Origin of the sequence: Psychrobacter sp. S1-30-MNA-CIBAN-0213, assembly GCF_040309845.1 — a bacterium.
Lineage (GTDB): Bacteria > Pseudomonadota > Gammaproteobacteria > Pseudomonadales > Moraxellaceae > Psychrobacter.
Window position 1 is genome coordinate 59,705 of sequence record NZ_JBEOPE010000014.1, and the last position, 15,484, is coordinate 75,188.

Here is a 15,484-nt window from a genome sequence, read left to right on the forward strand (position 1 = left end):
TTTTGCATTTTTTTAAGCGTTTTTAAGTGGTTTATCGTTTAGAGGCTTTTAATTGCTATGCCCATCAAGCTGAGATTCAAGCAGTTGAGCAATCAGTTCTGCCAATTGCTGTGCCCAAAAGCCATAAGTTAAGCTGCTTGGGTGAAAGCCATCGCTAGCAAACATAGCGGCGCTATCGATAGGGGTACCATGGGCATGCTTTTCTGCCATTAGCGTAAAGTTTGCTGCCATATAATGTACACCGTTATGCTCAGCACAAACGCCTTCTAATACTTGATCAAGCCTTGTGGCTTTCGCACCAATAAAGTTATTAAGCGGAGAAGGTAGTGCTGGCATCTGCGCCATCGGTGGTAGACTTGAAAATATAAGCTCTCGTACACCAAATTTACGCTGAGCAACGGCAATAATGTGCTCAAGCTGCTGTTGCCACTTTACTGCAGAGACATTGGATGTAGTGTCATTAACGCCGACACTCAGAACCATAATATCAACTGGCTGGTAGGGAGTAGGTAGGACATACAGTCGACGTAAAATATCGAAACTGGTATGTCCAGTCGTAGCCTGTAATGACCAGCTAAGCGTATCAAACTGAGTGTGAGTGACTAATTTTTGCTGTAAAGCAGGTATCAACTTGCCAGCAAGCGCTTCTTGCTGCGTCAAACTACCGACACCAGCTGCTGCGGAGTCACCTACAATCATTAGGCTCAGCGTTTTCGTAGTCTCACTTGCTACCATCTCAGTAGAGTCGCGTAATTGAATATGACCGTGTCTTTCGCCTTCTGGTTCAGGAAGGCGCACGGTATCGCGTTTGACTTTGCGACCTTGATATAAGTAAATAGGGGCGAGCAATACATCCTTGGCAATGGCTGACATTTTAAGAGGAGCTACCATCCTGCACGCTCCCGTATACTAGTGAGACTGTCTTCTATGAGTAGTTTACCATCGACATATACATCACGTAGTAGACTGTCAGTATCAGCATTTAAATCATCAGTTTTTATGGTTTTTATCTGTCCGTTATCATCTTTTATCAATGCTAAGCGGCCTTTTTTAGAGCGTTTGGAATGGCTAGTCACTGGATCTTTATAGATGTCTTTCCATATTCCATCGATACAAATGGCGCTGGCTTTCATCGCCCAGTTCATCGTATCGCGATTGACTTGCTGCAAAAGGCCACCACCCATACCAAAGGTAATATTCTCCGCGCTAAAGCCAGCGTTCATCACTACATCAATGATCTTACTTAAGCTTTGCGGGCTAATGCCATCACCTTGAATGATACGTACGTAATCAGGCAAGACTTTATAGCCTTTACTGTTAAGAGTCGTACCAAACTTTACTGCCAAACGTTCTAACGCCTCACGTACGACTTTGGTTGGCTCGCCACTGTCTGGTCGAATAACCAAGGTGCCACCCATATTTTTGACATCGTCTTTTAACGCATCGCCCCAGATATTATCAATGGCATTCCACAAGTCATAGCTATCAGAGACTACTGAAAAGGCTTTATCTTCACCACCAAACTGTTTAATCATATTGGCAAAAGCAGCAGTCTCCCCATTGCGACCCCATGCGGTCATGGTGCTGTGTTCAGCAGCAGGAATTGAGAACGCTGGCATATCATTGCCCATTTGATACCAACGACTAGCAGCAACCAAAGCAGCCATAGAGTCAGTACCAGCGAAATTAACCAAATGCGCTAAGCTACCGAGCGCTACCGACTCATGACTAGAAGCGCCACGTGAGCCAAAATCATGCAAACGGAAAATGAGTGATTCTGAATTATCAGCAGACTTTTCTAACGCACGGCGGATAACACCCTTGCAATAATGTGACACGCTAGCGACAGTGGAGGGATACCAAATGGCGCGCAGCAGGGCAGTTTCGATATAGCTTGGTAACCAATAAAAATCAGGATCAGTATTGGTAATTTGGCAAACGACATTGGATACAGGCACGATGCTGCCTTCAGGCATAGCCTCGATACGTAGAGGCAAATAACCGCCATGCTTATCGACCAAACGCTCCCAGCCAGCACGATTAAATGTCAGACCGTGAGCATGGATTACTGTTTCAGCTTCATCGATATCTTGATGAGTAATAGGAGTACTTAAGTACTCTTTAATAAAAGCTTGTAAGCCGAAAAATACCACATCATAGTCGCCACCACGGGCTTCGATGTAACTGGACAGATACTCACTGCCAGCTGGGTATTGCACCCAATGTGAGGTCTTATAACTGTCACTATTAAGAATGAGATTATTCAAATTGCTGGTATACATCACAGAACTCCTCTGCTTTTAGATGTCGCAAGACTGCGACGGTTAGCCCTTGACGTCTATCGGCTTAGGCACTAAAAACTATATATCAAAATCTATAAAATAGAAGTTCATTAAAAGAAACTAATAAAATTATATAGACTCTTATTGGTTAAGGATTTATAGATAATGAACTAAGTGGTCAAATGAAGAAGCTATTACAATCCAACCATCTTGGTGATAATCGCATAATGGTCTTCAAACATCATAGTGGCATCAAGCTCAGCTAGTGGTAACCAAAAAGCTTGAGCAGCATCGTCGCCACCTTTTACTTTTGGCAAGCCTTTTGCGTCATTCTTTAGTTGAAAATAAAATGCTTGGGTAAGCGTGCGTCCGCGTGCGGAGCGGTAAGGATCATCGAAAGTATGTTGACTATGACAAGAGCCGCGCAGTACGGGCTCAGGGACTTTTAGCCGAGTCTCTTCACGTAGCTCACGGATGCAGGCATCAAATAAGGTCTCTTTTGGATTAAGGAACCCGCCTGGCAATGCCCAAAGTCCTCGTCCTGGCATGCTACGACGCTCTACCAACAAGATATGTCCCGACTGTACAACCAACGCATCAGCAGTCATAAATGTCGGTGGATAAGGCGCAGATTCCCATTGTTTTTTATACTTATCAATAAAGCCTGCTTCCTCATGCAATTGCTGATAATGGCTCGTCTTTTTAAATTCGTTCAAGACTTTTCGAGTGGACTCAGGCGTGCGCTCAGGGGTAGGCGATGCACCCATTAAGTAGCTGTCGCGAATGGGTGTGGCAGATAAGTTATGATAATTTGGCACAGAAACAGATGCCCAGTTAGGAAATAACGATAAGTAATAAGAAGAGCTGTCTTTAGAGTGACCGATAAGACCGATATCAGCGTTCAAATCACCGGTAACAGATTTTACACCCGCTTGGACATATTGTAGCCAGCGCGTGTCGTTATAGAGTGCATCATCTAGGCCTACGCAATGAATGCGTGCGGCCTCATCCGCTGAATAAGAGCCTTGAATCATGGCTGCACGCTCAGCGACACTGAATGGATTGCGCAAACTACGTGGTAAATTGGCCGAGCCGATCAACATGATTACTTCATCAGCACGTTTTAATGCTTCGTCAATGACGGCTTTATGCCCACGGTGGAACGGTTGAAAGCGACCAATAAATACCAGATAGCGGTAGTGTTTACTCTCTTGCTTATCTGAATATTGCTCTGATAATTCACTCATAGACGCCGATTTCCTACTACTTATTTTTTTGGTTGAAAATAATTTAATGACGCCAATACTGACACAGCCTATGACTTGCTGACAAGTGCAAAGATGTTTAATGGTGTGTAATCACTGATGTTAGCGTATTTTAGTCATTGTTTTTTAACGTATCAATTTTATTTTGAACTGGCTATAAAATAAAAGACCCCTCTAACAGATTAGAAGGGTCTTACTAAAAAAATCATTGATTAATAATTATAAAAATCTATAGCGAGCCAATTTTCTCTAAGCCTTGCTGTTCAATCACAGCGGTTAAGCCTTCGTCTTCTTCAATGCGTTTGATAAAGGCATCAAAATTTTTATAAGCAGACAAATCGATGTCAAACTTCTTCGCCCACGTCAGGGTGACGTAAAGGTAGATATCAGCGGTCGTTTTAGTACCTGTTAGATAATCTTGTTTACCAAGATGCTCATTGGGCAATCTTAGTAGATGAGCGATGTTCTCTTTTGCCTTATCTTTTAGCTTTTCTTGCGCTGACTCATCTTCGATAAAACCATCAGGACCAAATAACGGGGCAAATGCTTTATGCAGATCGGCATTTAAAAATGCTAGCCAATGCATAATCTGTGCTTGTCCGTCAGGCGATTTATCTGTACCAAAAATATTGGCATCAGGATAGTTGGCATCAACATAGACTTGGGTAGCAATGTTTTGGGTGACAATTGTCTCACCATCAACTATCGAAGGTACTGCGCCTTGCGGATTAATGCGCAAATATTCTTCTGATTTCACTGAATCGTGATCTAACAGCTCAAGCTCGTAATCGGTGCCTGTCCACTCAAGTGCTGTATGTGGCACGACTGCGCATGTGCCTGGTATCACATATAACTTCATAAAATACTCCTTTATGTATTTAGTTATAATTATTCATATCACTGTATTAACGATATCAACTTTAGCTAATCAACCAAGCTTATTCAGTTATCTTATGTGAAGTTAATTTGGATAGATGTAATAGATATATAGGTTTAATAGACATAAAATCATTTTGCATGCTTCTCAATCCATGCGACAACCGTCGGCCAAATCTCTTTGGCAGCGTTACGGCTAATCATGATGCGGCTATGGGTATAATCGTCCAAATTTCCATTACTGATTGAGTATTCACGAAACACGTTAGTAGGATTATCAAAAGCATTAAAAAATAACTTACAACCACCGGTTGGGGAGATGAAGTTGTCACCTTTGGCACTAATAGCATAGACAGGCGTGGTAATCATTGGCATATGCTGTCGATAATCGAAGCTGTCATCATGATTGGCATCCTTATCAATGAAGTTTTCTGCGAGCTTGCTTTGCTCAATACTACTCTGTTTAATAAAGCTGCTTTTAAAGTTCTTTTGTAGGTTCCAGTTGTACCATTGATTCATCGTATAATAACTTTCTTTAATAGGCCCCATCTTGAGTTTTTTTGCAGGGATGTAGCCAAATAGCCGTGTAAATAATTTGGCTGTCAAAATCTTGACGTAGTTTTTGCGGTTCACTACCGCACCATAGGCTTGGCAAGCGAACATGCTGATGCTATTAATCTTATCGATATAGCGCGGATTTTGGATTAAAAACATGGTCAAGCCAACGCCGCCACCGCTATGAGTAACACAATGCAAGTTATCCAATTCTAATTCATCAAATAAATAACGAAAAGTCGCTTCAAAATCATAAGTAGCGACGGTTTCGAAGTTGAATTTATCTTTTGGCACTGAGCTGTGACCATGACCACGCCATTCCATAATATAGCAGTGATGACCAAAGCTGGCTAAATGCTCTGCAATTTTTAAGCAGGTGTGTTTGTCCGAAAACGTACCGTGCGTTAGTAATATATTCTGCGCTTTGGCCATAGAGCTGTCAGCTGCAACGTTATCATCAGTCTCACTATTATCCTTTGCGCTATCAATAACTTGCCAAACAGCAATTTGCTCACCATCTTGAGTGGTCACTAGATTTAGCGTTTGTGTCATCATAAAAGTGGTCTCGTTCAAATCATTTACTCAAATCATTTAGTATAGGTACGCAGGATTCTTAAAAGATACCATTATTAAGTAGAGAGCGAGTAAACATCGTTCAAGTACTTTAATAAGAGATGCTCTAATAACCAGTGCTTTAATAAAAGATACTTTAATAAAATGCCAAAAAATGGAAAGTTGCTCTTACTAGAGCTTTGCGCTTTTTATTTTGTATATCGCAAGAGACTACGATGCTTGATAATTGGCAATACCGTCTTAATATAGTCACTAATAGATATGGTATTTGCAATAGAACAACTTTGTATCGTTGTTATAGCTTCACAGCATTTACGCTTTAGATTTGAGTATTAAAAAAACCAATAGCAGCCATTTATGACTGTCACAGTTAAATCACAGTGGCGCAGTCGGAATTATCGCTTGAGTGCGCTATAATAGCCGTTATAACTTTATTGAAATCGTAGTTAAACCAAGCCAATATAACGATAAGCTGCGATGATTGATAATCTGCCTATTTTTCAAAATTCACGACACAGCAGCCATGACAGATATAGCATTTGTGTCATAACGCATAGGAAACCTTATGAGTGAGCACAACCAAACTGACAGTCAATTAGACCAGTCTACAGACTTCGAATCAGCATTAGATACTGATCAAACCGAGACCAAAAGCAATATTACTATTACTGAGTCAGCGCAAGGTTACTTGGCAGATTTGTTGTCAAAACAAGATACTGACGGCATCGGTGTGCGTATATTCGTTGAACATCCAGGTACACCGCGTGCTGAATGCTGTATGGCATATAATCAGCCGGGCGAGGAAGATAGCGCCGATCTGCGTTTTACCTATGATAATTTCTCTGCATTTATTGAGGCGGCATCAGTCCCTTATTTAGAAGATGCCGTCATTGATTATAATAAAGATCGTTTTGGTGGTCAGCTGACCTTCCGTGCACCGAATTCTAAAGTGCCAAAAGTTGGCGCTGATGCGAGTGTCGAAGAGCGTATCAACTACGTCTTGCAGTCTGAAATTAATCCAAGCTTGGCCGCGCATGGCGGTGATGTACAATTGCTTGAACTGATTGAAGAAGAAGGCATTGGCTTAACCGCAGTATTGAAGTTCGGTGGTGGTTGCCAAGGTTGCTCAGCCGTTGATATGACCTTGCGTCAAGGTGTTGAAGTGCAGCTCAAGCAGCAAATACCAGAGTTGACTCAAGTCGTCGATGAGACTGACCATACTCGCACTGAAAACGCCTACTATAAATAAAGGTTTAATAGTAAGCGCATAATAACTGCTAAATACAGTATGAATAACGCTTATTAATTTTACGGCTTATGAATATTAGTCATTAAGTGTTGAATAAGTTGCTATTCTTTTAATAAAGAAGCTGAGTTATGATGAACTCAGCTTTTTTTATTGCTATGATTTAGAGAATAGCTTTTTTAGAGATGATTTTTTAATCAAGACGTTTTCAACCAATGCCAAGGAGTATGTAATGAGTGATGGACAACCAGAGAATAATACTGATAACAGCCCAAAAAATTCGCAGCACCTAGAGACCTTAGCGATTCATGCTGGCTATACCGTGGAGCCAACCACCAAAGCCGTGGCGGTGCCTATTTATCATACTAGCTCATATGCCTTTGATGATACTCAGCACGGGGCAGATTTATTTGACCTAAAAGTTGCGGGCAATATCTATACGCGTATTATGAACCCGACTAATGCGGTGTTAGAAGAGCGCGTAGCAGCGCTTGAGGGCGGATTAGGCGGGCTCGCAGTTGCCTCTGGGATGGCGGCCATTACTTACACAGTACAGACCATTTGTGAAATGGGTGACAACATCGTTGCCGTATCGACACTATATGGTGGTACATATAATTTATTTGCGCATACTTTACCGCGTCAAGGTATCGAAGTACGCTTCTTTGACCATAAAAATCCTGACTCTATTCGTGATCTAATCGATGATAAGACCAAGATGGTCTTTGCAGAGAGTATCGGTAATCCACTTGGCAATATCATTGATATTCAAGCGGTCAGCGATATTGCCCATGAATACGGTGTGCCTGTGGTGATTGATAATACCGTGGCGACGCCAGCGCTTTGCCGTCCATTTGAGTTCGGTGCAGATATCGTGGTGCATTCATTGACCAAGTATATGAGCGGTACGGGTACGTCTATCGGTGGTGCAATCATTGATAGTGGTACATTTGCATGGGGCGACTATCCTGAACGTTTTCCACTCTTGAATGAGCCGGACGTTAGCTATCATGGCGTAAACTTCGTCAAAGACGTAGGTGCAGCGGCCTTTATTGCTCGTGCTCGCGTTGCGCCATTACGCAATACTGGTGCTGCCTTAAGTCCGCTTAATGCCTTTAGTATCCTCCAAGGTATGGAGACGTTAAGCTTACGCATGGAGCGCCATGTCCAAAACGCTCAAGCGGTGGCTGAGTATCTCAAAAGCCATGATAAAGTGGCTTGGATTAAGTATGCCGGCTTGTCTGATCATCCAGACCATGAGCTGGCTAAAAAGTATATGAAAGGCACGCCATCAGCGATTTTGACCTTTGGGGTGAAAGGCGGCCGTGATGCTGGTGCACGTTTCATTGATGCGCTACAGCTCATTACGCGTTTGGTGAATATCGGCGATGCAAAATCTCTAGCTAGTCATCCTGCGACGACCACACACCGTCAGTTAAATGAGCAAGAATTAGAGCAAGCAGGCGTTAGTGAAGATATGGTGCGCTTGTCTATTGGTATTGAGCATATTGAAGATATCAAAGCAGATTTGGAACAAGCTCTAGCGTCTGCTTAATGCATAATTGGTCATCTAAAAAAGCCCATATCGATTTGATATGGGCTTTTTTATTTGTTCAACTATGTAGAAAAGGCTTAATTTTAGGCTACCAATACACGGCGTGCGATATCTCGATAGTCTTGTGACGCTAAACGTGGGCCAAACTGTTGAATGACTTGACTGGCGACTTCGCTGGCAAGACGACCACATTCTGGCAAGCTGTATTGCTGCGATAAGGCGTACAAGAACGCTCCAGCATAGTTATCGCCTGCACCGTTGGTATCAATAACGTTTGCTACTTTTGGTGTTGGTACTTCATAAATAACAATATCATCACCGTCCTTTTCAGGTTTATGGGCAATAACTGCACCATTCGCGCCATTAGTTACGACGGCTATCTGGCAATATTCAAGCAATGCACGTGCTGAAGCTTTATGTTGTTTTTTCTCAGTAAATAACCGCGCCTCTTCACTATTGCAGAATATTACCTCGACTTTATTGCCTAGCATATTGAGTAGACCGTCTTTTGCAAACTTTACTACCGCTGGATCTGCAAAACTGACCGCGATTTTGGCACCATGAATACCTGCTTGTTGGCGCAACTGAGTCATGGCGGGTTGAATGCTCTCAGACATCGCTAAGTAGCCTTCTATATATAACCAATCTGCTTGCGTCAATGCTTCAAAATCGACATTCTCAGCAGTAATATCACTTGAAGTGCCAAGGTAGGTTTGCATTGTACGCTCACCATCGTGAGTAACAGCGACCACACACGATCCAGTTACGCCACCTGTATGTATCGACTTAGCTGAGGTTGCAACGCCAGCTTCGTTTAAGTCTTTTATATAAAATGTTCCTTGTACATCGTCACCTATGCGACAGGCGTAAAATGGCTTACCACCCAAACTAGCAAAGGTAAACATGGTATTAGCTGCTGAACCGCCACCCGCTTTTTTTGATAGTTTGATTTCTGCCAGTTTTAAAAATGCCAATACTTGCTGTTGCTCATCAAAGTTTGCCAAGGTCATATTGCCTTTGGTCAGCTCCGTCTCTTCTAGAGCTGCATCGCTCAACACAAATTCATAATCAACCAAGGCATTGCCTATCGCCATCACATCGTACATAGATTATCTCTCCAATTTTAATATTAAAATAAAACAGCGATTTCATTGATTGTTAAGCTTGCAGCTCAAGGAGGCGCTGATATAAGGCGTTCTTTTTGACGCCAGTAATATCAGCCGCTAGAGCCGCCGCTTTTTTGACTGACATATCTTCTAATAGACGTTGCAAGAGCTTATCGTGGACGCTTATATCATCATCGTCCTGTGCTACGTTTACGCCTGCGACGACCACAACTATTTCGCCACGTTGTTGATTGTCATCAGCTTTAACAAATTCAATAAGCTCTCCTAAAGTCGACTTGAATACAGTCTCGAAGGTTTTTGTCAGCTCTCGGCAAAAAGCTACCCCGCGATCCGCACCAAACACTTCTGCCATATCCTCTAAACTTGCTACGATACGATGCGGTGCTTCATAAAATATGAGCGTTTCAGTGCGCGACTTCAATACTGATAGCTGTTTTTGGCGACCATGGGTTTTTGCAGGTAAAAAACCAATAAAGCTAAAACGATCAGAAGGTAGTCCTGCTACTGACAACGCGGCAATAGCAGCTGACGCACCGATAATAGGCGAGACCATGACACCAGCAGCATGCGCCGCTTGTACCAGCTGATAACCAGGATCGCTGACCAGTGGCGTTCCTGCATCACTAATCAATGCAACCGAATGCCCTTGTTGAATCATCTCAATAATCTTGGGTGTTTGGATAGCGCTGTTGTGCTCATGGTAGGCCCAAAGCTTATTATGTCCACGAGTTTTATTGTCTGTTGTACTGTCAGTGTTGTCAATTTTATTAGCAGTCTTGTCATCGTCGTTTGTATTGCTACCTTTGGTATCGATACTAAAATGCGCCAATAGTTTCCCTGAGGTACGAGTGTCCTCACAAGCGATGATAGCCACTTGCTTTAAGGTCTCAATCGCGCGCGGCGTCATGTCGCTTAAATTACCAATTGGAGTAGCAACGATATACAGACAAGCTGGCATCGCGGTAGGGGTAGACATGAAAACCTCGTAAATATGATGATAAATAAAAACAGCATGATTGGTTTTTCGGCTATTATCATCATTGCCACTTATAAAAGCAGTCATAGGTATGATGTTAAATGCTGAAAAGTAGTTAGTTTATCATGTTGTGCTATTATAAATCTGAATTGACTATTCTGTGATTACTTATAAGTCATAAAGTCTATTTTTCATGCAAACTATTCTTGGAGTTGCTGTTTTTATGAAGGATGAGGAGAGCAAACGTTATGGCTAGGGCAACTAATGGTCATCGTCCGTTGGCTTTGACGTCTCCTAAGCAACGTCAAGGTAGTTTGTTTGAGCAACAGGCATGTCAGTTTTTGCAGCGACAGGGTTTAGTGCTTATCGCTCAAAACTGGCAGCAACCAAAAATTGGTGAGCTTGATTTGGTGATGTTAGAAATAGGGCAGACATGGTCGACATTGGTATTTATTGAAGTGCGTCAGCGATTACGTTCAAGTTTTGGTGATGCCGCGCTTAGTGTGACCAAGGCCAAGCAGCGCAAGATTATAAAAACGGCTAAATATTTTTTGCAACAACATTCTGAATACGCTCATTTTGAATGTCGCTTCGATGTGATTGCCTATAATATTGAACGCGCTACGAGTAACATTGCAAACAACGATAAAAATAACAATGATAAAAATAATATAGCCGAGCATTCCACAGCATCTTATCAACCAGAGTGGCTTTCGGGTGCATTTATGGCAACAGCGTGGTAGCGTATTGGGTTTGTATGATTTAGAAAAATGTATTTAGCAATAAGCATAAAGCCGATATCTAATAAGCTGCCGTTACTAAAAACCTAACCGCTGATGGTAAAAATTGAGTAAAGTAACTGGCATGGTGCTCAGGGTAGAGTACTGATGCATGACAGTAATTAACACAACTACTCTGAATATAACAGTGCTGCTATGACCGACCATACTGCCTATATAATTATTATAATATTTAGTCTGAATCAGTGACATAAATTTTCTATATTCTATTACTAAAACTTAAATATTGACTGTGCTTTATGAGGAAGATAATGACAAGGTTGCATACACTTAAATCCGTTTTTAAAACACCGCGTGTCGCTATAAATCGTACGATGATAAGTGCTATTGTAATGGCTAGCCTAGTTAGTACGGGCTGTACGACCAATTATTTGACCAATAGTACTGAAGGTACTTATGGCGTGCCAGTGACTGAACGGACTATCCCTCAGCGCTTGCTTGATCGTAGTATTGAACATACAGCAAAGATAAACGTCTATGGTTTGCAAGAAGACCTGCAAGCCAATAGTCGAATAAGCATTGATAGTTTTTATAGCGAAATTCTGCTTACAGGTGAGGTGCCAACTGAGGCTCTGAAAGTGCAAATCGAGCAAGTAGTCAGCTCTATGCCTGACGTACGCCGCGTCTATAATGAGCTAGATGTTAGTGTTGCTAGAGGCTATAGCTCGACCGTACATGATGGTTATATTACCTCAAAGCTAATGGCCAAAACTGCGGCTAACAATGCAGTCAAAGCGTCACAATTAAAGGCAGTGACTAATGATGGGGTGGTCTATGTTATGGGCAGAGTGACACCTACTCAGCAAAGCCATCTGATCGATATTGCCAACAGTACTGCTGGTATTACTGAGTTGGTATTACTGACTACTGTCGTGGATGACAGAGGCTTGCCTATCAATGATGCAGATATCATGTCAGAAAGTAATCCTGCCAACGCTACTACTGCGCAATCAACGGGGGCAACACCGATTATTAGAGAGGTCGCTCCAACAAACTCAGCAAGTAACGATACTTTAATAGAAGACAGTGATATAGAAAACAGCAACTCAACTGAGCAACAATCTTCCAGCCCTTATATTGATTTATACCAAAATCCATAAATTAGCTTTAAGTAACTGTTTCTATTTCTACGAAAAGTCTTCTGTTTATATTTTCATTGATAAATAGGGTTTGGTTTATAGATGAATGACTTCATTTGCTGCTCTAAAGTCATTCACAATAACCTTTAACAGTCATAACACTAAAAACACGTCAAATTATAAGACAGCCAGTAAAATAACTGAATGCAGAAATGCAGACAAACAAGGCAATGGATTAGTCACCAAATCATTTGGCGTATTGGCAGCGGTAGACTGGGTAATCATAGGGATAATAACAATGAAAGGTTCGAATTCTGATAATGCACAACAAAAAACAGATATTACTGAGATAACAAACGATATTTCTGCGAGCAATCAACCTCGCAATACGCGTACGTTAAAGCTGGTAGGTGCAGGCATAGTGGCAGTAGGTGCTATTACGTTAGCCACTCAACAAGCGCAAGCATTGTCAGCGTTGGCAGTAGTAAATGGTATCACTTCAAACAGCGGCGTTGGTGTCAGCAAAAACATCTTATATGGTGACGAGCCAGCACAAGATTTGGATATCTATTACCCTAAATCGTTAGCACAGGCGATGAAAGCACAAGATACCATTAATAATACTTATCCGATGGTGGTATTCGTGCATGGTGGCTCATGGGAGAGTGGCAGTAAAGACGAATATGCTTTCGTCGGTCAAAGCTTAGCTCAGGCAGGTTATGTCACCGCAGTGATTAATTATCGAAAAGCACCCGAGCATGTATATCCTGATTACGTTGAAGACACTGCCCAAGCAATTGCATGGAGTGTTAATAATGCGCCAAGTCTTCATGTTGACCCAAAGCGCGTAGCAGTGGTCGGACATTCTGCTGGCGCGTTCAATGCGGTAGCTGCAATGTCTAATGAAGATTTTTTGGCACCTTATGGAATTAAACCAAAAGACATCGCTGCGGTCATTGGTATCGCTGGCCCTTATAGCTATGATTTTCGTAAATTTGCCAGTGTGACTGCTTTTGCTGCTGATGCTACCCCAAATGCAGTGATGCCCGACCGTCAAATCAAAGGCGAGCAGCCACCGTATTTATTATTAACTGCCGAAAAAGACAAAGTTGTGCATAAGACCAATACCATCAAAATGACTCAGGCGCTGAAAGATCATGGCGTAACGGTGGAAAATGGCGAAATCGAAGGTGCCAGTCATGCTACCAGTATTGGAGCGATGGCACCGCCATTACGTTGGGTCAATGATGTACGTGCGCAAGTATTAACTTATTTAGATAAAAATTTAAAATAGACAGTTTAATAAACGTAGAGTTGCTACATGTGCTTATGAGTAGACAGTACTGTAAGATGGTTAAACTCTTGTTATAATGATGCCTTTGTATGAAGCCTAGCATTTTTATGCTAATGCCAATCAGTATTGGTAAGCAAATTATACAAACTCATACAGAACATACAAACGCTACTTCTAATATAATAATAGGATATTCTATGAGCATGAACGCTGACGATTTAATCGCATTTTTACAGCAGCATTTTCCAGACGCTTTTATTCAAGCTGCCAATCAGGGCAATAAGTTTGATGTACGTGTAGTCGATGCCAGCTTTGAAGGCAAACGTGCCGTACAGCGTCAACAATCTATCTATGCGTTGGTCAATGACAAGATTGCTAGTGGCGACATACATGCGCTTAATATTCAGGCATTGACGCCTGCTGAGTGGGAAGTACAGTCACAAGGTTAAATGTTTTTATTTTTACAGTGCAAGCTTTTAGTTTTCTAATTTACTGCACTTTTCTTCACACATACAGCTAGGTTGTTACTTTTATGGATCAGTTTTTAATCACCGGTAGTAGTCGTATCGCAGGGGAAGTTACTATCTCTGGCGCCAAAAATGCCGCTTTGCCTTTGCTTGCAGCTATGATATTGGCTGAGACCCCAACGACATTGCACAATGTGCCATCGTTACAAGATGTGCGGACGTTGATTGAACTGATCGGTGGCATGGGTATCGATATCCAAAAGCAAGGCGATACGGTCACTTGCGATACCAAAAATATCGATAACTTTTATGCACCCTATGATCTAGTAAAGACCATGCGCGCATCGATTTTAGTACTTGGGCCATTGCTAGCACGTTTTGGTGAAGCAGAAGTCTCATTGCCAGGCGGCTGTGCTATTGGTTCACGCCCTGTTGATCAGCATTTAAAAGCATTTGAAGCCATGGGTGCTACAATTAGCGTAGAGAATGGCTATGTAAAAGCACAAGCACCTAAAGGTGGCAAGCTGATTGGTTGTAATTTCTCATTTGATATGATTACCGTTGGCGGTACTGAAAACGTCATTATGGCGGCAGCACTTGCTAAGGGTACGACGGTCTTGGGTAACTGTGCGCTTGAGCCAGAAGTCGTTGATTTGGCCAATATGTTGGTGGCGATGGGTGCAAAAATAGGCGGTATCGGCACCTCAACGATGACTATCGAGGGCGTTGAGCGCTTGCATGGCTGTGAATATTCAGTAGTGGCTGATCGTATCGAGACAGGCTCTTATCTTGCTGGCGCGTTGATGACGCGCGGTGATGTGTTGACCAAAAACACGTCTGCGTTATTATTAACGCCCGTGTTAGAAAAGTTCGAAGATATGGGTGCCGTGATTACTACAGGTGATGATTGGATTCGCGCCCAAATGACTGGTCGCCCAAGACCTGTAAACATCCGTACTCAGCCGCACCCTGGCTTTCCAACTGATATGCAAGCGCAAGTAATGGCGATATCTTGTTTGGCAGATGGTACCAGTACCTTTATCGAAAATATCTTTGAAAACCGCTATATGCATGTGCCTGAGCTCAATCGTTTGGGTGCATCTATCCAAGTGGATGGTCATGCAGCGGTAGTAACAGGCGTCGAAAACTTCACGGCAGCACCTGTGATGGCGACTGACTTACGTGCATCGATGTCATTGGTAATGGCAGCTGCGGCAGCTGAAGGTGAGAGCTTGATTGACCGCATTTACCATATCGATCGCGGTTATGAACATGTTGAAGAAAAACTACGCGCGCTTGGCGTTAATATTGAGCGTATCAATACTAACGATTAACCTTACGATGCTTTGTGTGTGACACGCAGATTTATCCACGTTATAACATTAATAA

Annotated in this window: 14 protein-coding genes; 7 read left to right on the plus strand and 7 right to left on the minus strand. The window is 42.3% G+C overall.

Translation table 11 applies throughout. The features are described from left to right. Positions 1 to 48: 48 nt before the first annotated feature. From AAEY87_RS12060 to AAEY87_RS12080, 5 genes are all read right to left on the minus strand, one after another. A complete protein-coding gene (locus AAEY87_RS12060; RefSeq protein WP_068329530.1) occupies positions 49 to 891 on the minus strand; it encodes an SGNH/GDSL hydrolase family protein in 843 nt (280 codons plus the stop codon). Next, positions 885 to 2,282, minus strand: coding sequence for a nicotinate phosphoribosyltransferase (locus tag AAEY87_RS12065; RefSeq protein ID WP_350657363.1), 1,398 nt, complete (start codon positions 2,280 to 2,282; stop codon positions 885 to 887). Before AAEY87_RS12065 ends, AAEY87_RS12060 begins: the two co-directional genes overlap by 7 nt. A gap of 194 nt (positions 2,283 to 2,476) precedes the next feature. Continuing rightward, positions 2,477 to 3,529: a bifunctional nicotinamide-nucleotide adenylyltransferase/Nudix hydroxylase gene (locus AAEY87_RS12070; protein WP_350657365.1), complete on the minus strand. Its 1,053-nt coding sequence runs from the start codon at positions 3,527 to 3,529 to the stop codon at positions 2,477 to 2,479. A 247-nt stretch (positions 3,530 to 3,776) separates the two neighbouring features. Beyond that, the gene (locus AAEY87_RS12075; RefSeq protein WP_350657366.1) at positions 3,777 to 4,406 is read right to left on the minus strand and encodes a glutathione S-transferase family protein; all 630 of its coding nucleotides are present in this window, start codon (positions 4,404 to 4,406) and stop codon (positions 3,777 to 3,779) included. Positions 4,407 to 4,555: 149 nt separating this feature from the next. Further along, positions 4,556 to 5,533: an alpha/beta fold hydrolase gene (locus AAEY87_RS12080; protein WP_350657367.1), complete on the minus strand. Its 978-nt coding sequence runs from the start codon at positions 5,531 to 5,533 to the stop codon at positions 4,556 to 4,558. A 583-nt stretch (positions 5,534 to 6,116) separates the two neighbouring features. On the opposite strand from AAEY87_RS12080, the gene nfuA reads away from it, so the two are divergent. Further along, positions 6,117 to 6,800 (plus strand): Fe-S biogenesis protein NfuA, encoded by a 684-nt coding sequence (nfuA, locus tag AAEY87_RS12085; RefSeq protein ID WP_068038023.1) that lies wholly within the window; start codon positions 6,117 to 6,119, stop codon positions 6,798 to 6,800. 229 nt (positions 6,801 to 7,029) lie between these two features. Then, a complete protein-coding gene (locus AAEY87_RS12090; protein WP_068329520.1) occupies positions 7,030 to 8,352 on the plus strand; it encodes an O-acetylhomoserine aminocarboxypropyltransferase/cysteine synthase family protein in 1,323 nt (440 codons plus the stop codon). 83 nt (positions 8,353 to 8,435) lie between these two features. Here AAEY87_RS12090 and AAEY87_RS12095 read toward each other — a convergent pair whose 3' ends face one another. Continuing rightward, positions 8,436 to 9,458, minus strand: a complete 1,023-nt coding sequence (locus AAEY87_RS12095) for an adenosine kinase (RefSeq protein ID WP_068329518.1) — start codon at positions 9,456 to 9,458, stop codon at positions 8,436 to 8,438. A 52-nt stretch (positions 9,459 to 9,510) separates the two neighbouring features. Further along, on the minus strand, positions 9,511 to 10,455 hold the full coding sequence (gene rsmI / locus AAEY87_RS12100) for a 16S rRNA (cytidine(1402)-2'-O)-methyltransferase (RefSeq protein ID WP_350657368.1): 945 nt from the start codon (positions 10,453 to 10,455) through the stop codon (positions 9,511 to 9,513). A 248-nt stretch (positions 10,456 to 10,703) separates the two neighbouring features. Here rsmI and AAEY87_RS12105 point away from each other — a divergent pair, with 248 nt between their 5' ends. From AAEY87_RS12105 to murA, 5 genes are all read left to right on the plus strand, one after another. Next, the gene (locus AAEY87_RS12105) at positions 10,704 to 11,198 is read left to right on the plus strand and encodes a YraN family protein (RefSeq protein WP_227514075.1); all 495 of its coding nucleotides are present in this window, start codon (positions 10,704 to 10,706) and stop codon (positions 11,196 to 11,198) included. A 308-nt stretch (positions 11,199 to 11,506) separates the two neighbouring features. Next, complete coding sequence (locus AAEY87_RS12110; protein WP_068329515.1) at positions 11,507 to 12,355, plus strand: BON domain-containing protein; 849 nt, start codon at positions 11,507 to 11,509, stop codon at positions 12,353 to 12,355. A 277-nt stretch (positions 12,356 to 12,632) separates the two neighbouring features. After that, a complete protein-coding gene (locus AAEY87_RS12115; RefSeq protein ID WP_350657369.1) occupies positions 12,633 to 13,628 on the plus strand; it encodes an alpha/beta hydrolase in 996 nt (331 codons plus the stop codon). Positions 13,629 to 13,825: 197 nt separating this feature from the next. Next, positions 13,826 to 14,077 carry a BolA family protein gene (locus AAEY87_RS12120; protein ID WP_068038007.1) on the plus strand — a complete coding sequence of 84 codons (252 nt, stop codon included), beginning with the start codon at positions 13,826 to 13,828 and terminating at the stop codon, positions 14,075 to 14,077. Positions 14,078 to 14,160: 83 nt separating this feature from the next. Beyond that, positions 14,161 to 15,429 carry a UDP-N-acetylglucosamine 1-carboxyvinyltransferase gene (gene murA, locus AAEY87_RS12125; RefSeq protein ID WP_350657370.1) on the plus strand — a complete coding sequence of 423 codons (1,269 nt, stop codon included), beginning with the start codon at positions 14,161 to 14,163 and terminating at the stop codon, positions 15,427 to 15,429. Positions 15,430 to 15,484 lie beyond the last annotated feature (55 nt).